20 protein-coding genes and 1 other annotated feature are annotated in these 19,151 nt (G+C 43.8%); of the genes, 10 read left to right on the top strand and 10 right to left on the bottom strand.

The genetic code is table 11. The features are described from left to right. Positions 1–48: 48 nt before the first annotated feature. Positions 49–978: a heme o synthase gene (cyoE, locus tag IFO66_RS12575; RefSeq protein WP_192025481.1), complete on the bottom strand. Its 930-nt coding sequence runs from the start codon at positions 976–978 to the stop codon at positions 49–51. Between the two features lie 147 nt (positions 979–1,125). Continuing rightward, positions 1,126–1,416, bottom strand: coding sequence for a hypothetical protein (locus IFO66_RS12580; RefSeq protein ID WP_225445725.1), 291 nt, complete (start codon positions 1,414–1,416; stop codon positions 1,126–1,128). Positions 1,417–1,520: 104 nt separating this feature from the next. Between IFO66_RS12580 and IFO66_RS12585 the strand changes: the two genes are divergently transcribed. Then, entirely contained in the window at positions 1,521–2,507 is a 987-nt protein-coding gene (locus tag IFO66_RS12585) for a metal-dependent hydrolase (protein WP_192025483.1), read from the top strand. Positions 2,508–2,774: 267 nt separating this feature from the next. Here the strand turns inward: IFO66_RS12585 and IFO66_RS12590 are convergent, their stop codons facing one another. Beyond that, positions 2,775–3,008, bottom strand: a complete 234-nt coding sequence (locus tag IFO66_RS12590) for an alpha/beta-type small acid-soluble spore protein (protein ID WP_144993843.1) — start codon at positions 3,006–3,008, stop codon at positions 2,775–2,777. Between the two features lie 162 nt (positions 3,009–3,170). Here IFO66_RS12590 and IFO66_RS12595 point away from each other — a divergent pair, with 162 nt between their 5' ends. Beyond that, positions 3,171–3,392, top strand: a complete 222-nt coding sequence (locus IFO66_RS12595) for a DUF5325 family protein (protein ID WP_192025484.1) — start codon at positions 3,171–3,173, stop codon at positions 3,390–3,392. Positions 3,393–3,524: 132 nt separating this feature from the next. On the opposite strand, the gene trpS is transcribed toward IFO66_RS12595, so the two are convergent. Beyond that, positions 3,525–4,511: a tryptophan--tRNA ligase gene (trpS, locus tag IFO66_RS12600; RefSeq protein WP_192025485.1), complete on the bottom strand. Its 987-nt coding sequence runs from the start codon at positions 4,509–4,511 to the stop codon at positions 3,525–3,527. A 166-nt stretch (positions 4,512–4,677) separates the two neighbouring features. Next, positions 4,678–4,958, bottom strand: a binding site (T-box leader). Between the two features lie 209 nt (positions 4,959–5,167). Here trpS and IFO66_RS12605 point away from each other — a divergent pair. Next, positions 5,168–6,133: an aldose 1-epimerase gene (locus tag IFO66_RS12605; RefSeq protein ID WP_192025486.1), complete on the top strand. Its 966-nt coding sequence runs from the start codon at positions 5,168–5,170 to the stop codon at positions 6,131–6,133. 171 nt (positions 6,134–6,304) lie between these two features. After that, positions 6,305–6,544, top strand: a complete 240-nt coding sequence (locus tag IFO66_RS12610) for an alpha/beta-type small acid-soluble spore protein (RefSeq protein ID WP_192025487.1) — start codon at positions 6,305–6,307, stop codon at positions 6,542–6,544. 149 nt (positions 6,545–6,693) lie between these two features. Here the strand turns inward: IFO66_RS12610 and IFO66_RS12615 are convergent, their stop codons facing one another. Beyond that, positions 6,694–7,914: an MFS transporter gene (locus tag IFO66_RS12615; RefSeq protein ID WP_337912984.1), complete on the bottom strand. Its 1,221-nt coding sequence runs from the start codon at positions 7,912–7,914 to the stop codon at positions 6,694–6,696. After that, on the bottom strand, positions 7,914–9,722 hold the full coding sequence (locus IFO66_RS12620) for a M3 family oligoendopeptidase (RefSeq protein WP_192025488.1): 1,809 nt from the start codon (positions 9,720–9,722) through the stop codon (positions 7,914–7,916). Before IFO66_RS12620 ends, IFO66_RS12615 begins: the two co-directional genes overlap by 1 nt. A 212-nt stretch (positions 9,723–9,934) precedes the next feature. Between IFO66_RS12620 and IFO66_RS12625 the strand changes: the two genes are divergently transcribed. From IFO66_RS12625 to IFO66_RS12635, 3 genes are all read left to right on the top strand, one after another. After that, positions 9,935–10,111, top strand: a complete 177-nt coding sequence (locus IFO66_RS12625; protein WP_084509008.1) for a YycC family protein — start codon at positions 9,935–9,937, stop codon at positions 10,109–10,111. Between the two features lie 2 nt (positions 10,112–10,113). Further along, positions 10,114–10,353, top strand: a complete 240-nt coding sequence (locus tag IFO66_RS12630) for a hypothetical protein (protein WP_192025489.1) — start codon at positions 10,114–10,116, stop codon at positions 10,351–10,353. Between the two features lie 265 nt (positions 10,354–10,618). Continuing rightward, positions 10,619–11,392, top strand: a complete 774-nt coding sequence (locus IFO66_RS12635; protein WP_192025490.1) for a class I SAM-dependent methyltransferase — start codon at positions 10,619–10,621, stop codon at positions 11,390–11,392. A gap of 133 nt (positions 11,393–11,525) precedes the next feature. Here the strand turns inward: IFO66_RS12635 and IFO66_RS12640 are convergent, their stop codons facing one another. Together IFO66_RS12640 and IFO66_RS12645 are read right to left on the bottom strand one after the other, a co-directional pair. Next, positions 11,526–12,260, bottom strand: coding sequence for a DUF2225 domain-containing protein (locus IFO66_RS12640; protein WP_192025491.1), 735 nt, complete (start codon positions 12,258–12,260; stop codon positions 11,526–11,528). 32 nt (positions 12,261–12,292) lie between these two features. After that, positions 12,293–12,670, bottom strand: coding sequence for a globin domain-containing protein (locus IFO66_RS12645; RefSeq protein WP_192025492.1), 378 nt, complete (start codon positions 12,668–12,670; stop codon positions 12,293–12,295). 421 nt (positions 12,671–13,091) lie between these two features. Between IFO66_RS12645 and ylbJ the strand changes: the two genes are divergently transcribed. Together ylbJ and IFO66_RS12655 are read left to right on the top strand one after the other, a co-directional pair. Next, complete coding sequence (gene ylbJ / locus IFO66_RS12650; RefSeq protein ID WP_192025493.1) at positions 13,092–14,342, top strand: sporulation integral membrane protein YlbJ; 1,251 nt, start codon at positions 13,092–13,094, stop codon at positions 14,340–14,342. Positions 14,343–14,467: 125 nt separating this feature from the next. Beyond that, positions 14,468–15,280 carry an NAD kinase gene (locus IFO66_RS12655; protein ID WP_028594016.1) on the top strand — a complete coding sequence of 271 codons (813 nt, stop codon included), beginning with the start codon at positions 14,468–14,470 and terminating at the stop codon, positions 15,278–15,280. 99 nt (positions 15,281–15,379) lie between these two features. Here IFO66_RS12655 and IFO66_RS12660 read toward each other — a convergent pair whose 3' ends face one another. Then, positions 15,380–16,219: a YutD-like domain-containing protein gene (locus IFO66_RS12660; RefSeq protein WP_192025494.1), complete on the bottom strand. Its 840-nt coding sequence runs from the start codon at positions 16,217–16,219 to the stop codon at positions 15,380–15,382. Between the two features lie 92 nt (positions 16,220–16,311). Then, complete coding sequence (gene lipA, locus IFO66_RS12665) at positions 16,312–17,199, bottom strand: lipoyl synthase (RefSeq protein ID WP_192025495.1); 888 nt, start codon at positions 17,197–17,199, stop codon at positions 16,312–16,314. A 204-nt stretch (positions 17,200–17,403) separates the two neighbouring features. Here lipA and IFO66_RS12670 point away from each other — a divergent pair, with 204 nt between their 5' ends. Then, the gene (locus tag IFO66_RS12670) at positions 17,404–18,456 is read left to right on the top strand and encodes a M23 family metallopeptidase (protein WP_225445727.1); all 1,053 of its coding nucleotides are present in this window, start codon (positions 17,404–17,406) and stop codon (positions 18,454–18,456) included. The last annotated feature ends 695 nt before the right edge of the window (positions 18,457–19,151 follow it).

A 19,151-nucleotide genomic window follows, 5' to 3' on the forward strand; every position in this document is an offset into this window, starting at 1 on the left:
TCTTGAATGTCTATTCACTTGCTTTGTCATCGTCTCTCAATTCGTTGATTACTTGCCCATTGTGTCTAAAATGATAACAAAGAAATGCAGCATAATCGCATAAATAGAAACCATAAATGCTTTGCGTGCCCACACTTCGTCGTTAGAGGTACGCAACCCTGAAATACACACATATAACCAATATGCATTAATCAAAGTACCTAAAATTGCGTATACAATCCCTGCATAATCATACCAGTAAAACAGCCAAGGAAGCGGCAGAAGTAAGATTAAATAAGGAATCATTTGCAACTTCGTACGCTTAATACCTTTCACAACTGGAAGCAAAGGATAGCCTGCTGCGCGATACTCTTCTACTCGCAGTACGCCAAGAGCCCAGAAATGCGGCGGCTGCCATAAGAACAGCAAGGCAAACATAAGAACAGTACCGAGATCAACAGATCCAGTTACCGCTGTATAACCAATAACAGGTGGCATTGCACCTGGTATCGCGCCTACAGATGTGCTCCAAGTAGAAGTTCGTTTGAGCCATAACGTATACACAACAACGTATCCGAACACTCCAATAAGTCCAAAAAGTCCTGCTACGGGATTGACGAGTAAGAATAATACAAGTAGTCCTGCGATGCCAAGTGCAATGGCATATCCTAACACGACATGAGGCTGTAAGCGCCCAGATGGCAGAGCACGCTTCTGCGTCCGTTCCATCTTAGTGTCGAAATCGCGGTCAAAATAATTATTAAACACGCAAGAAGAAGCCATTGTTAAAGTGGCTCCTACAATCATCCACAATAAAGTTAGCCAAGGTATGTCCCACTTAGCCGCAACCCAGAATCCAGCTATCGCTGCTAATAAATTCGAGCGAATTATTCCTGGTTTCGTGAGCTGAATGAACTCTTTCCATAACCGTTCCTGAGTTGGCTCCTCAGTTATAATTGCGGATTCCGGCGAAGTTCTATATGTGATTTGCTTATCCACGTATCACGTTCCTCCTTGTTGTTCTCCGAACGAGCAGAATTTGATAACTCCTGCTGTAATCTTCATCATAGCAAATAAGATCAATTAATGACAATGTTCATTGCAATCGTTCATCAATTTGACAATTCAATGGATGGAGTTTCATATTTATTCTTGGGGAACACGAGCAAACTCCCAAATATGAAGCTTGGTTCTTCCCCCTGGAATACAGTCTGTAATTTCATCCCATTCACTGTGCTCTTCCAACCGTATTCGTTTCATTGCCTCGTATTGCTCCACCGTTGTATTTAGCCATTGCTCTACAAATACATTTGGCTGGTCTGTTCCTTCGTACCACAGTATGTCCTGTCTGTTCGCCAATTGTTTGGCAGCCTTCTTGATGTAAATGTCCCGCTTAGCAGGATCAATTCGATATTCGACAAATATAATGCGTTCCATGACCATCCTCCATTTATGTTGGAACCGTCTATTAGGCGGTCTTTTTCTTTTATTTATATTTTGCTTCAAGACTGACCACAATACAACAGCGGAGGTGCAAGTCAATGGATTCTATATCGCATCTGGCTATTGGATTAGGCTTAGCGGGGCTTTCACAAATTGATCCTGTTGTCGCAGCAGACACTACGACAGCAACTGCCGTATTCGCAGGAACGATCATTGGTTCCCAGGCTCCTGATTTTGATACCATTTTCAAATTAAAAGGCAATGAAATTTATGTACGAAACCATCGTGGCTTCTCACACTCGCTTCCGATGTTAATCGTCTGGAGCTTGCTTATTACCGGGGGGCTACATCTGCTCACACCGACAAACCATTGGCCACATGTGTTGTTATGGACGGCTATCGCTGTTGTGCTTCATGTTTTTACAGACTTGTTCAATACGTATGGAACACAAGCTATTCGCCCATTTTCAGAACGATGGATCTCATGGAACATCATCCCGATTTTTGATCCATTTATATTTACTTCTCATCTTGTGGCAGTTGCCATATGGATGTTCGGATGGATTGAGCCTACCGTAATTTTCCCCGTCCTGTACATGATACTAGCTGTTTACTACGTATGGCGGACCCTAACTCATCGCTTACTTATACGGAGATTGCCAAAGCTCGATGATGAACACAATCTAGGAGAGCGCTATACCTTAATTCCGACGGTTGTCTGGTCACAATGGAATCTTGTAAAGAAATGCAAAGATGGTGTATTTCGTGTAGGCCAGCTTCATAAAAATCGTGTAGTCAGTTGGACTGAAACAGCAACGTGTGATAAACATCCTGCCGTAGAAGCTTCGAAAAAGGAGACCGTCGTACAAACTTTTCAATATTTCACCCGTTATGGCTGTGCAACTGTACAACCAACAGGATATGGATTTGTTGTACGCTGGGTAGATGTCAGATATCGTCACCGCAAGCAATATCCGTTTGTAGCTGTCGTCATGATGAATGCGCAATATGAAACCCTTGATACGTATATCGGATGGTTAAGTGAAGAGAAGCTTTATAAGCGATGCGGATTGGAACCTGTATAGCTTGGAAGTTCCTTCTTTATTCAAGAACTGAAACGTGTTACATTGTTAATAACATGCAGCCTATAGCATGCGGACCGTTTTCCAAGTCCGTATGTTTTTTTGTGAGAAATAACTTATCACAGCCACCTACTCGCTTTCATATCTATCGGAAAGCACCAGAACCAACCTTTCTCACACAACAAAAAGCTGCCCCGCGCGCTGGGACAGCTGTCTGCCTCTCTTAACAAAGAGCGTGTTGTATAACTCGAAAAAAATGACTTGGGGCAATTAACGACCAGCGCCACCTGCGCCGCCAGACAATTGTTGTTCCCCGATTTGCACAAGACGCTTCGTAATGTAACCACCGATTGTTCCTGTATCACGAGTCGTGTAGTTACCGTAGTAGCCGTCCTGTGGAATTGGAATACCCAATTCCTGTGCAATTTCGTATTTCAGTTGTTGCAAAGCTGCAGTCGCTTGTGGAACGACCAAGTTGTTAGTACGAGATTGGTTGTTTGCCATGATAAGAAAATCCCCTTTCACGATGGCTGTTCGGTTATGCAAGCTTGCAAGCTTATTTTGTCCGCTTCTCTTATTGTTATTCTTACATTTTTATCATTTATCGCAAAAGGTTGCAGCGCTAAGGGATTGCTGAATCAACTTGTGACTAAAGGAGAGATTATCATGCCCAAACGATTAGCTTTATGGTTCGCTTTCTCCTCCATCATCCTCTTAACGATAACAAGCATCACCTTAAGCTCAAATGGTTGGATTTCCTTACTGTGTGCTGTGTTAGCATTCTTCAATGTAGGATTTGGATTTATGTTCAAGGCAAAATACCGTAAGCAAGCAGAACAGCAAGCTGCTGCTGCAAACTCTGCTGAACCTTCACAGTCAGCAAAGTAAATCTTAATTCAACTGTGCTCACTAATGTGACAACTGATATCCAACAATAAAAAGACCGGACGTTTGCCACTTAGGCCTACATCCGGTCTATAGCTATTGCTAACATTCCATTTTAGCTTGTGAAAGCTATACTTAGCGTGGCATCACAAAGCCCATGCGTTTTTTCACATCATCAAGCTTTAATTGAGCAACTTCTTGCGCACGTTCTGCTCCTTGTTTCAACACGTCATACAACTCACCAGATTGTCTCACTTCACGATAACGTGCTTGCAACGGCTCCAAGAAGTTAGCAACAAGCTCCGCCAAATCCTTCTTGAACGGCCCGTACATTTGGCCTTCATATTTCGCTTCAATCTCAGCTACACTCAAGCCAGCAATATGGGAATAAATACCTAACAAATTACTGATCTCAGGCTTATTAACCGGATCAAACTTAACCAATGCTTCGGAGTCTGTCTTCGCACGACTAATCTTCTTGCGGACAACCGCTGGATCATCCAAGAGGGCAATATAGCTTCCCGCATTTGGATTACTCTTGCTCATTTTTTTAGATGCATCATCAAGGGACATAATACGAGCCCCTACTTCAGGTATATAAGGCTCTGGCATCCGGAATGTATCCCCATAGCGATGGTTAAAGCGGTTCGCTAAGTCACGAGTCAACTCTAAATGCTGCTTCTGATCGTCACCCACAGGAATAAGCTCTGCGTTATAAACAAGAATATCAGCCGCCATCAATGCTGGATATACGAACAGTCCAGCAGGTACGGATTCTTTACCTTCAGACTTATCCTTGAACTGCGTCATGCGCTCAAGCTCACCCATATTCGCAATTGTCGTCATCAACCAGCCAAGTTCAGCATGCTGTGGCACATGGGATTGTAGGAAAATAGAAGCTTTGGTTGGGTCGATTCCTGCAGCCAAATACAAAGCTGCTACTTGCTCGGACTGCTCGCGAAGAGCGGCTGGATCTTGAGGCACCGTAATAGCGTGCAAATCCACGATCATAAAGAAGCACTCATGCTCATGCTGCAGCTTCACAAAGTTCTGCATCGCTCCAATATAGTTGCCCATCGTCAACTGACCGCTCGGTTGAATACCTGATAATACGCGTTTCATATGGATTATCACTCCTTTTGAGATTATGATTGTTCAGCTTTACTCCTTGCACCTTAACAGAAATATCGTGAATGGGATAAGGCAGTTCAGAAGCTCCATGTAATGCATGACAGCAGGAATCGAGTCCTTACGTGAACAAACTTGTGAACGCAAAAAAGGCCTTTCGTCAAGGGACGAAAGACCGTGTTGCCACCCTAATTCGCTTCGATGTCATGTTGTCATATCAGCATGTTGCACCTGATACACGTAACAAACCTAACACGAAGCCTCTCCTCCATAACGCAGAGCTGCGGTCATAGCATACTAATATACTTCAGTAAACAAAGCATACGTTCCTCAAGACACTCCGAGGTCCATTCAATTACGACGTCCGCACCGATTCCCACCTACCATCGGCTCTCTGCAGCGAATTCATCACAATCTACTTATCCTCATCAACGATTTCTGTTCCGTATAAGCAAGCAAATAGTTATTTGTTAGATTATCAGCCGTATCGTTATTTGTCAACGATTGCATGCTAAGCTCTCAGCCTACTATTCTCCGCGTCCTGTTCTACCGCTATCTGAGCAATCATTTGTGCAAACAAGCAGTATGACATTGCGCCTCCCATTTGCTATCATTAACGTATTGATTGCTTACATAAAGGAGAGGATTCCATGCATCAAATTACAAAGGGAACTTGGAATGGACACGAAACGATCATCATGCACAGTGAGACACTTGAAGCAACATTGCTCCCAAGCCTCGGTAACAACATTATTCGTTTGTGGGACAAGCAAGCTGAACGTGATGTGCTAAGAACACCGGCTGAGAGTGACTTGGATTATTACATGACTAAGCCATATCACTTTGGCATCCCCATGCTGATGCCGCCTGGACGCATCCGTCGCGGTCGCTTCTCCTATGCAGGGGTCGATTATCAATTCGACCAAAATACAGCGAACGACAATCATATCCACGGCCTGCATCGTACGCAAGCTTGGACCGTTCAATCTGCTGTTGTAGAACATGATCAATGTATCGTTACTACCGTATTCCGTACGGAAGAAGATGCGAATTGGATGAGGCAGTATCCAACACCACTTGAGTTGAAATTAACGCATATTTTAAAAGGGCACCGCTTAACACAGAAGCTAGAAATGACGAACATAGGCAAGCAGCCCGCACCATTTGGCTATGGCACACATACATGGTTCCAGCTCGACAGCGAACCTGAGAAATGGACGCTCCAAGTTCCTGTCTCTGGCATCTATGAGCTTGATAATGAGCTTATTATGACAGGAAGAACATTACCACTAGGCGAACACGAAGGCTTGAATAAGGGACAAAATCTACAAGGAACCAACTATGATACTGTTTTCAGTACTGGTGGACAACGCCCTGAAGCTTGGTTAACGCGTGAAGATGGCTATCGAATCCGCTACGCGGGCAACGATCCTTATTTCAAACATTGGGTATTGTACACACGTGGCGAAGCCAATGAAATTATTTGTGTTGAGCCATATACGTGGCTGCCTGATGCACCTAATCTTCCTTTCGATCAGGACACAACAGGCCTTATCGAATTGCTGCCCAACACGCCTGTTGAACTCGTGCTTGAGCTAGATATTATTCATCCATAGCGCTCATAGTCTGTAACGATTCACTTCGAGACTACAGACCATTCATGAACAACAAAAATAATGCCAAGCATCTACAACAGATGCTTGGCATTATTTACATTCACCATCCTAGTAACCGTATGCATATTTACAAATTACTTTTCCATACTAACTTCATAGGAGGTGAACAACATGGCAGGAAATCAAACTAACAACCAAAGCCGCACGAACAACCTCGTTGTTCCACAAGCAACTGCAGCTTTACAACAATTAAAATATGAAATTGCACAAGAGCTAGGAATTCCAATTCCACAAGACGGCTACTATGGCAATTACACCACTCGTGACACAGGTACTATTGGTGGTTACATCACAAAACGCCTTGTCCAAATTGGTGAACAGCAACTAGCTGGCGGACGCAGTACGCGCTAACTAATTGTATCAATGTGACGCTTCTCCACCTATATACTTAACTCCTAGTGCCGAAGAAGCTCAATTGAGCTTCTTCTTTTTGTTATGAAGGGATACAGCATCATTTATCATTTCGCTGTGGTCATTCAACTTCAAATCGAGCTACTATTTTACATAGATGAGACTTGCTTGCTGCTAATCTTTTTATATATTTGCTTGCGCTTCTTCGATTGATTGGACCATATCATGAATCCAATCGCAGCTAATGCAGCGCACACGATACCGAAGCTGTACATCCCTGCACCGCCATACGATTCATGCAGCGCTCCACCAATTGAACCTCCTGCAATACCAGCGACGCCAATAAATAGCATGTTCAACAATGCTTGACCCGTTGCATTCATTTCCCTTGGCAAAATTCGTGCAACGAATTCGATAGATGTCACCCAGACCGCTACAAAAGTAATGGCATGCATCGCTTGAATCGCGACAATCGCCCACGGATCCGTAAACCATACACACAGCCCCCACCGGATTGTATACAGAATGGATACGATCAAGAGCATTCGCTGCATTGAAAATCTTTTTACGATATTGCCCATAAAGAAAAACCCAATAATTTCACTCGCTCCAGCTACTGCCCAAGCCCATGAAATATGATTGCCTGTCCCACCTTCAGCTTGAAGGTGAATGCTAAGTAGACCATCGTTCATACGATGAGGAATTGCAATCAGCATAAGAATACCAAAGAACACCAACAAGGTTGGATTCGTAAATACTTGTCGAACGGACTGCCAATTCAAAGTACGAGGTTTGTCTGCTTCCTCCACTTCACTTACTCTAGAAGTGATCACCTCTGGTTCACGCATAATTAAAAACATAAACATAACTCCAGACCAAATGCTGAGGAATACCCATAAGAGAGCGCTAACCCCACCAATCTGATCGAAAAACATGCCCATTCCTACAAGCATGAGACAGAAGCCAACAGATCCCCACAATCGAATAGAACTGTAGGTAGTACCTAATACAGGCGCCATTTTCACAGTTAGGGCATCCAGCAACGATACGGTAGGCATGAAAAAGATATACATGATTAATAAACTTGCAATCGTTATGTAAGGGTCAGTCGTTAGAAACATTGTTGTTGCACAAATTCCCATTACTAGCCACAGCGACAATAGGAGCGGACGAACCGCTCCCATTCTATCGCTTATCACTCCTGCTACTGGCTGGGCAAACATAGCGATAAAAGGACCGAGCATAAGCAGCGTACTCGTCTCAATCGTACTGAACCCTCTTTGCATCAGCAGCAGTGGTAAGTAAGGAATAAATACGGAGTTTGTTGAATGGAACAACGTGTGTACAATTTTAAGCTGTTTAGAATTCACTATTTTACTGCATCCTTATTGTCCGTCATCGCTAAGAACTGTTCAATATCTTGAACCGTCACGTCAATTGCACTTTGCCAGAAGTCTGCTTGTGTCAAGTCAACGCCAAGGTGCTTCTGAGCCAAATCTTCTACCGTCATGCTTCCTGTATCGCGCAGCAAATCATCATACTTCGCCGCAAACGTTGCCCCTTCTTCCTGTGCACGTGCATACAAGCCCGTGCTGAACAAGTAGCCAAACGTATATGGGAAGTTGTAGAATGGAACACCGGTCAAATAGAAGTGTAATTTAGATGCCCAGAAATGCGGATGATACGATGACAGCGAGTCACAGTATGCTTCCTTCTGTGCTTCTTCCATAAGTGCATTCAATTGCTCAACAGAGAGCAAGCCTTTGCGACGCTCTTCATAGAAGCGAGTTTCGAACAAGAAGCGGGCATGAATGTTCATAAAGAATGCAACAGAACGCTGAATTTTGTCTTCGATTAAGGAAAGCTTCTCTTCCTCATCCTTCGCTTGTTTCACTGCCGAATCCGCAACGATCATTTCAGCAAACGTTGAAGCTGTCTCTGCCACATTCATGGCATAGTTCTGTGCCATCTCTGGCAGATCATCCATAACAAATTGATGGTATCCGTGACCCAGTTCGTGTGCCAACGTGGATACATTAGATGGCGTACCTGCATAGGTCATAAAAATACGTGTTTGTTTACTTACTGGAAGTCCTGTACAGAAACCACCTGGACGCTTGCCAGCACGATCCTCTACCTCAATCCATCCATTTTCAAAGGCATGTACAGAAAATTGTGCCATTTTCTCACTAAATTTATTGAACTGCTCAACGATCATTTGTGCGCCTTCATCGTATCCAATCTTAGATTGTGTGCTGCCGATTGGCGCATCTACATCACACCATGACAAACGCTCTACACCAAGCAACTCCGCCTTACGCTCCAAATACTTCACGAACGCTGGTTTGTTCTTCACAATCGTATCCCACATCGCATTCAAGGTGTCCGTAGACATACGGTTAATGGCCAAAGGTTCTTTCAACACATTGTCCCAACCACGATGTTCATACAGCTTCAAACGGAAGCCGCCAATGCGGTTCAACGATTCAGCACAGAAATCAGCTTGTTCAGACCAAGCTTCTTCCCACAGCTTGAATGTTTCTTCACGAACTTCACGTACAGGATGTGATAGACGGTTATGCGCTTGTCCTGCGGACAACTGCAATTGTGCTCCATTATCCTCTACTTGGATGCGAATTTGTGACACGATGCGGTTATACAGCTCTCCCCATGCATGGTAGCCATCGATAGATAGATCACCGATTAACGCCTCTTGCTCTGGAGAAAGCTTCTCACGTGCCCAATCTCTACGTTCATTCAATGGGAATTGAATGCCCTTCATATCCGGCAAGGAAATGTATTGCTGCCAGAGTTCATCGTTAAGAGCACTCCATTTCTCATCAAACAACGTATTCAACGTAACTAGCTGTGCTCGTAAGCTTTGTACACGCCCCATTAATTGAATTGCCTTCTTGTCCTTCACATTTTGCGAAGTCAAGCAACCAATAAAGCTTCCCACTTCGTGCGCTCGCGCCGAGATATCCTGCATATCCAACGTGTTTGCTGCAAGTTTATGTACGTCTTCCGTTGTTTCGATGACAGGAAACTGCTTCAATGTCTCATGCAAAGCTTGCATGTCTTTCTCCAATTGAACCATAGCCTGTTGGAGCTCTTCTGATTCAGAGCCTCCAGAGAAAATAACTTCCAAGTCCCACGTTTGCTGTAGAGGTAATTTCACGATGTACACACCTTTCTGAATTGGTATAACTGTAGCAGCACGAAACGTTTGATTCATGTTGTCTATTCTTAGCTGTACTCATTTGTTCGGAATTGAAATGCAATTCCCGATTTGTCAATTCGGTGCTGAACGTGTATAACTAGACTATAATCCATATTACACCCGTGGTCCTGCTACGTTCAACAAAGATATTATTTGAAGGAGGTCTAACGATGAGACCATTACAAATATCAGCTGACACTGCTGTCAAGCTGTCTGAAGCTCTTGGTGTCCCATTAGAACAATTGATGCATATGCCGCAGCACATATTGATGCAAAAACTTGCGGAGATAGCGGCCCAATCGTCATCAAATTCATCCGAAGAGAAAGTGGACGGCAAGGAGGCTTAACTATGATTCCATTTGAAAATACACTCCCCTATGATGAGCAGATGGGAGATCTTTACGCGCAGCAATGTCCTTATTGTCATCAAAAGCATGTACTATTACCGATCCGCCCTGAGGAACTGCCAGATATCCATGATGGCAAAAAACGACTGCTCGTATTCCCTTGCTGCAACAGCAGCGTAACCATTGTGGATGCAGACAGTGATTATTTGCTTGCTAACAAAAAATTGCCTAGAATACCTTAATCACTAACGCTAATGGCTATTTATTCGAATTCCTATTACGAATGAATCTGCAATCACTTACACTATGCGAATTCATAAACCATTTTACCCCGGATTGACTCTATTTAAGAGCGCCGGGGTTTTGTCTGTTTGTGCATCTCCTAACTATGGCTGTACAAATAAAATTTCCCTTTACACGATTGGAACATTTTAGTTATAATCCAAATGTGATTATTATGAAACTTAGTTTCACAGAATGGAACATTGCGGATGAGGGGGCAAATCCATGGATATCAAAAAGCAAGTTCTACAGCAGTTCGGTCAACACGCATCGAAGTATGTTTCAAGCCAAACTCATGCAAAAGGAAAAGACTTAGATCTGCTCGTCATGCTAGCATTAAGCGAGAATCATTCATCTGTGCTCGACATTGCTACAGGTGGAGGACATGTGGCCAATGCATTAGCACCTTACGCCAAGCACATTGTTGCTTATGATATGACACCTGAAATTCTTGCGAGTGCGGAATCTTTTATAACAGGGAATGGACATCAGCATATTCAGTTTGTAGAAGGCGATGCTGAGAAGCTTCCGTTTGCAGACCATAGCTTTGATATTGTTACCTGTCGGATTGCCGCTCACCATTTCCCTGACGTCCATTCCTTTATTCAAGAATCATATCGTGTTCTTAAACGAAACGGTCGATTGTTGATTATCGATAATGTAGCTCCTGAATCAGACCTCCTTGACCAATTTTACAATACCGTTGAGAAGAAGAGGGATCCTAGCCATAACCGCGCTTTTAAGAAAGGTGAATGGATGCACTTTTTGGAATCCAGCGGCTTTACCATCGAAAGCATGTACACATTCCCTAAGACATTTGCCTTTGACGAATGGTTTAAACGTATGGGGCAATCTGATCAAGTTCGGCAAGAGCTTACTCAACTGATGTTGGAAGCACCATATGAGACACATCATTACTTCCGAATTCAAACGAGCAAACAGCAAATCATGAGCTTCCGTGGGCAATCTGCACTTATTCAAGCCAAAAAAGAAGTTTAAATTTGCTTGTTGATAAACATAAACACACAAGCCATCCTGTACACGCTGCGGCGCATAACGGGATGGCTTGTTTTGTCTTCCAAAAATATTTATGTGAACATTTTACGATAACCCCATGTTTACCAATCCATCTTTACAGTACGATCCGTTTCTCTTGGAACATGTCATCTGGTGTTTCTAATTTCTGTGCTTGCATCTCTTCACGCATAACCGCCCATTGCTCACGTGCCGCACGAATCATCGCTGCATCCATAATTTTTTTATCATGAATGAGTCTTGCAAAGCATTTAGCAGCATCTTGATATTGACCAAGCCGACGATATAACTCACCTATCATATAAATAAGCTTTGCATCATTTAACTCGGCAGCTTCATTTTCAAAAACAGCTACGTATGCTTGTAGAGCAAACTTCAAATACCGCAATTCTTGTTCGGTATTATTCCGATACCGATGCAGCCATGCTGTATGATGAAGCAACCCCGCCAGCACTCTGTCGCTCTCTTGAATCGTTTGCGCGGTCAGTACTGCCAATTGGTACGTTTGCAAAGCCACTTCCCAGCTCCGCTCTCCCCCATAATCCCGTGCTGTCCACTGCTTGCCGATCCGTTCTTGAAACTGCGCTTTCTGCTTGTCCGTCCATTTCTTTTTACTGTTCTCTGTTGTTGCACACCCACAATGCGGACATACATACACCACATAATAGTCAGGATTGTAGCGTTCATTTGAATAGTGTTGACAGAAGTCACTGTCCACTTGCTTGGCATGCTTAAATCGGGAGCGAACTCTTGATGTTCGATAGGGTATGTCGCATTGAGGACACCGAACATCAATTTGATATAAAGGCTCAACTTCAACCGAGGAATTCATTTACAATATGCCCCCTCTTATATGTTGACTGACTAAGGTTGATTCACAAAGTGATACGCTGGACCACGCAAACGCTCAATAATAAACTGCGAAAGTTCTGCATCAACATTCACTTCTTGTAGAGCGGCTTCCATGCAGCTTAACCACGCATCCGCATGCTTCGGCGTAATCGGAAAAGGGAGGTGCCGAGCTCGCATCATTGGATGTCCGTATAGTTCTGAATAGATTGCAGGACCACCAAAAAATTGAGTTAAAAACAAGAGCTGTTTCTCTATTACAGGATCAATATTGTCAGGGAACAATGGCCCAATTAATGGATGTGCTTGTACTTTAGGATAGAACGCCTCGACTACTTGGCGAAGTACCGGTTCTCCTCCTAATGCTTCATATATACTACCTTGATACCGCACTTTCTCACCTATCTTTCTATAAAGTGACCATAAAGTTTCGGGCTCATTATATCACAAAAAAACGCTGAACGGTGTGTTCAGCGTCATGGTTATCAATAGTATTTCCACTCTTCTTCAGCAGGACTAATCAACGACTCTCGAATGACGTAGACGAAAGCACAAACAAGGATACCAGCTATAATACTCATTCGACGCCCCCCTATTTCAACCCAATTAGATTGGTTACTTTAGCGCTTCATCAATTATTTAATGAAATTGTATCATAAGGATAGCCGTTTTTATATTAAAAAATGCAAGCGGTTTCTTTACAATTTGATTACAAAGCCCTATTCCCATGTCATGTTTGTCCAATATTCTTCATATGATCCATTGGGACCTCTTGTCCCACACATCGTTACGGTGCGCGGAGGGAGAGCATGTTATGCCTTGGTACAATAAGATAGGGAGTATTGTCCGCTTTATACTATTAAGCGCAATATTCGCCCTTATGCTGCAATATCCGGCATCTATTCTGCAAGCAGCCTTACGAGGAGTAGGTATTTGGTGGGACGTGCTGTTCCCTTCTCTACTGCCATTTTTCATTATATCGGAAGCACTGCTGGGCTTCGGCATTGTTCATGGAATTGGCGCACTGTTGGATCCAATCATGCGGCCTTTGTTTCGGGTTCCAGGGGTAGGTGGTTTCGTCGTAGCGATGGGATATGCTTCCGGTTATCCTGTAGGTGCCAAGCTGACAACCAGACTCCGATCTGAGGGACTTCTTACACGGGAGGAGGGAGAACGGCTCGTCTCATTCACGACCACATCAGATCCTATCTTTTTAATAGGAGCTGTCGCTGTAGGTTTTTTTGGAAGTCCTGCCCTTGCCTTGCCACTTGCCATTGCACATTACGGTGCGGGCCTGCTTCTTGGCATCATGATGCGGTTCCATGCTTATCGTACGCCCACTACCTCAACCACTGATCAGGTAACTACTGCAGCTAACCATTCAGCAGCACGTTCACCATCCATATGGATAACCGCTTTTCGAGCGATGCATACTGCTCGTTTGCAGGATGGACGGCCATTAGGGACATTACTATCACAAGCTATCCAATCTTCTTTAAAATTAATGATGGTTGTGGGAGGGCTTGTTGTTTTTTTCTCTGTCCTAATGGAACTGCTCACTTCTGCTGGCATGATGAAAATGTGGGATCATATGCTTCGTATGCTCTTATCATGGATACACTTGCCTGAATCTCTCGCACCTGCCCTATCTGGCGGTATATTTGAAGTTACACTTGGCTCCAAAGCAGCTGGAAGCGCGGAAGGCTCTGACTTGCGCATGCAAGTTACAGCAGCAGCTTGGATCGTATCGTGGGCGGGACTATCTGTACACGCACAAGTGGCAAGTCTGCTAAATGAATCGGATTTGCGTTATACTCCATTTCTTATCGCACGATTTATCCATGGCATACTCGCTGGATTGTCTGCTTACTTGTTATTTCCATGGCTTGCCCCTTATTCAGCAGCATGGTCTTCATTTTTACTGCCATCCATCCTTTCAGAAGGGCATACTAACTGGTCATGGGTTGTCTATTCCCTGCAATGGGGAGGATACCTAACACTAGGTATTTACTTAGTTCTACTACTGGCATCCTACATCGTTCGCATTATTCGCTTATTGCGATAAAAGTTGGCGATTGTTTTCCTATGAAAGACATATTAAGATGAAGATGACTAAATGACTGGAAACCTCTTTACTATAGAGGAAACAATTGTTCAAAAACATGTACACCATACAAAGGAGCCATCGCTTTGAAATACGCAATCTTGAATCGCGGAGATGAGTTATCACTCGAGTTAACAGAACGATTTCATTATTTGGCAGCCGAACAGCAACTCATTCATCATGACGAGTCACCTGACATCGTAGTTTCCATTGGCGGGGATGGCACAATGCTGCAAGCTTTCCACCGTTATATTGATCAACTTAACAGTACTGCCTTCGTCGGTATTCATACAGGGCATCTTGGCTTCTATGCGGATTGGAAGGCTGATGAAATAGAGCTGCTCGTCCAACTGATGGGCAATCATAATCAAGCTGAAACTTTACAGCCTCGAATCGTCAAATATCCATTAATTGATCTGATTGTGACTACACATCACCAAGAAACAACTAGACATACGGCACTTAATGAATTCACGTTAAAAGGTATCGACGGCACTCTTGTGGCCCAGATCGACATCAACGACCAATTGTTCGAAATGTTTAGAGGAGATGGCATTTGCGTCTCCACTCCATCAGGGAGTACGGCGTACAATAAAAGTTTGGGCGGCGCCATGGTGCACCCGTCCATCGCTTCTATTCAGCTAGCAGAAATTGCTTCTATAAACAACAGAGTGTTCCGAACGTTAGGCTCTTCGCTCGTCTTACCTAAGCATCATCACTTTGATATTTTTTCACGCAAGGAACAGCGGTTGCTCTTAACGATCGATCATCTCAATTCGACTGTAGAAAATTTATCGTCTATTCGCTGTCAAGTATCGGATCAAACCGTGACCTTTGTTCGCTACCGGCCATTCCCATTTTGGAATCGCGTACGTGAAGCATTTCTTGGCTACGAGTAATCCAACCCATACGAATAGACATTACAGCAATCATGAAAGGGCTGTCCCTCAAGTAGTACTAACTACTCAAGGGACAGCCCTTTCTATGTGATAACTGAATTATGTTGTCGTTGATGGACTTGTATTCGATGGACGTGGATCTGGAGTAGCTCGATGAGCATTTCCATTGCGGCGTGGGCCACCCTCTTTATGCGCATGCGGTTTATTAGGCTTGTTCGAATCTGCTGTACCTGGATTAACTTGAGATTTCGAACGAGCTTTGGCACGATTGCGGTTCGGCTTGCTGCGCTCAGGACGTTCAGATCGCTCATTCCGCTCTGTACGCTCATGCCGTTCAAGGTGATCAGCTTTCTCCGCACGTTCCTTTTGATCCTGTCTACCTTGACCTTGTTGAGGCTTATCTTCACGAGTTGAGCGGTTATAACGATTACGCCCACGCTCATGGCGTTCAGGACGAGCATGTCGCTTAGAGCGGTTAGGCATCATTCCTGCTGCAACCGTTTCATTCGCGCCCTCTTCCTTCATAGAAGAACGAACTGGAATACTGATACCTTCAGGTTTGGCTTCTCCCTCACCATCAAGCTTCACTTCCTCCAAAGCAGCAGCACCTTCCTGCTCCGCGTCTGTAGGAAGTTCTGTCCAATCTACATTTGTACGTCCATCCTTATTAGCCACTCGTTCGAGGACAAAATAAGCACAACCGAAATTGCAATACTCGTTTACATAATCCATCATACTTGCAATTGCGGTCTCTTTCGATGCCTTCGGATGACCTTCTTTAAAAAATCCCTTCAACCGAAGCTGATTGTAGCCCCAATCACCAAGTATATAGTCATATCGCTCTAGAACTTCGCTGTATCGTTCGCGGAAAAAATCTGGGTTCCACGCATTTCTGTATTCATGAACAAGCTCATACGTTCTCCCGCCGATATGAATCACGTTCTATTCCTCCTTCTCCGTGCTGCAGTACTATCCCGCCCGCAGCATAACGGCGAAGCGCGTCCTACCATGCATAGATGTTCTGAACGATGTTATGCCTTAGCCGCTACGTTCTCCTGCGCTGACTTAACTTGCTCATGCGCATGATAGGAGCTGCGTACAAGCGGTCCGGACTCAACATGACTGAAGCCGCGCTTTAATCCTTCTTCTTTGAGCTCTGCAAATTGTTCTGGTGTGTAGTATTTCTCTACAAACAAATGCTTAGGTGTTGGCTGCAAATATTGACCAATCGTCAAGATGTCACAGTTAACCGCACGCAAATCATCCATCGTTTGAAGAATTTCATGCCATTCCTCACCGACTCCAAGCATAATACTTGATTTAGTCGGAATATTAGGCTGCATTTCTTTCGCACGACGAAGAAGTTCTAAGGAACGAGCGTATTTTGCCTTCGCACGCACACGATCCGATAGACGTTCTACTGTCTCTACATTGTGATTCAAAATATCTGGTTTGGCATCCATTACAATCTTCAATGCATCCCAGTTACCCATAAAGTCAGGAATTAGTGTCTCAACGGTACAGAAAGGCAATCGACCACGTACCGACTTAATGGAACCTGCAAATATAGATGCACCCCCATCTTGGAGATCATCACGAGCAACAGATGTAATTACACAATGACGCAATTGCATTTGCTCAGCTGCTTCTGCAACACGCTCTGGCTCTTGAAGATCCAGTTCAGTCGGCATCCCTGTATTAACCGCACAGAAGCGACATGCACGTGTACAAATATCGCCGAGAATCATGAAAGTTGCAGTACGATTAGCCCAGCACTCATATATGTTGGGACAGCGCGCTTCTTCACAGACCGTATGCAGCGTCTTACTGCGCATCATATCCTTAATTTCGGAATAATTTTCACCTGTGGTCAGTTTGATGCGTATCCAATCGGGTTTAGCTTGCGCTTTTTTCTTCATGAAGTTCTACTACCTTCTTTCTCGGTTCGCTTGTCCTTGACCTAATTCAGTATTATAACATGAATGGTTAAAAATCCATACCTTTGCTGCACGGAAATCATTTAAGATTTAAGTCAATTTGACAGCATAAGAAATGGATTGTGGCACATGCTACATATAGTGAACATTCTGGTTACATGCAGCTATGGTTAGGAGGTATTCCCATTGCCACGTCCCTTTGTCCTATTGGTATTCGTACTGATTGCCGCCATAGGTTGCGGGTCATTCATAAGTTCTACAGCGGCCTATAATAAACCCGCTTCTTCAACAGATGGTAAGAGTAAGAAACCTGAAAATAATGATGCTGATCGCCGCATCCTATACGATAAAATGAGCGCCGTTACAGGTATTCCTTGGTATCGTTTAGCAGCTATCGATCAGTACGAACGGACGATAACAATTGCGAATCCTAAGAAGCGTGAACGTTCCGCTCCCGTCGTTAGCATTGTAGTTGAGCCTCCCCAATGGGCAGGCATGCTCAATCCCGATATGAGCGACAACAATCCGAAGTCAATACGTTTATTCAACGGTATTGGGCGTGACGGTTCGGGGGACAATCGTGCCGAGCGAAATAATGATTTTGATTTACTTTACAGCGTCGCCACCTTTATAGGCTCTTATGGTGTGCAGGAAGAAGACTTTGCTAATGGCTTGTGGAATTATTATCAAAATTCAAGAGCCGTCCAGCGAATTAGACAATTCGCTAAAATTTACGAGCGCTTTGATCAACTGAATTTGAAAGATCGTGCTTTCCCATTGCCCATACAATCGATATACTCCTATCGCAGCACATTTGGCATGGGCCGTCATTATGGTGGTTACCGTATTCATGAAGGAACCGATATTTTTGCAAGACATGGTGTTCCTGTTCGCAGCACTTGTTATGGAGTTGTAGAAATTAAAGGCTGGAACCGCTACGGCGGGTGGCGCATTGGCATTAGAGATACGGACAACCTATATCACTACTATGCACACTTGTCTGGGTTTCAAAAGGATTTGAAAGAGGGAGACATCGTCTCTCCGGGCCAAGTCATCGGCTGGGTAGGCAGCTCAGGCTATGGCAAGCCAGGAACACAGGGCAAGTTTCCTCCCCATCTTCATTTTGGCATTTATCGCGACCGCGGTTTGATCGAGTACGCCTTTGATCCGTATCCTTCATTGAAACAATGGGAGTCTACGGACCACCGCAAGCTTCGTAAAAATAAAAAATCATCATAGTTCAAGGAACTAAGACAATGAAGGAGCATGAAGTTGACTTAGAAAAGTCAAAGCCAACAACGTGGTTCCAAATCGCACTTTCGATTCGTAATTTTGAAACTGTTACCGCCTTAAGCATGTCGCCTATAGTAATCTCTCTTCTCTCCTACCCCTGAAAAAGGTCGAACTGAAAGTTCGTTTAGAACTTCAAGCTCGACCTTTGTCTTTTTCTGCACTTTCACACGCCTTAGGGTAAGGGGGAAAGACAGGGATTGCTATGATGACAGCTCTTAAAAATCAGCTCTTGCTCAAGATTAGGGCTATCCTAATCAAATAACTGTAAAAGTGCATCTTTATATTGCCAGAAAGATTGATTTGAGGCCAATTCCTGCAAATGTGCATCTTTTTTTCTGAATTATGTACTGCTTCGAGTAAATGGATGAAATATAACTGCATAATCGCAGGCTTTCAGCTCATATCGATAAAGTGAGTATGAAAAGATGTATTTTCGCATGAATTTCTATAGATGAGTAGCATGCAATACAAACATCAACAAACCTTTTTACCGATTATACTAGCTCATCTAAATACCATTGACCATTTTCAAACTATGAAACGATCATGCCCGTACCTTTTCAAAATGTATAATCCTCACACAATCCCGACTGGTGTCTGTCATTCCAATAACCTTAATGTACGTATTCATGTACTCATTC

The sequence above is a fragment of the Paenibacillus arenosi genome (genome assembly GCF_014841135.1).
Lineage (GTDB): Bacteria > Bacillota > Bacilli > Paenibacillales > Paenibacillaceae > Paenibacillus_B > Paenibacillus_B arenosi.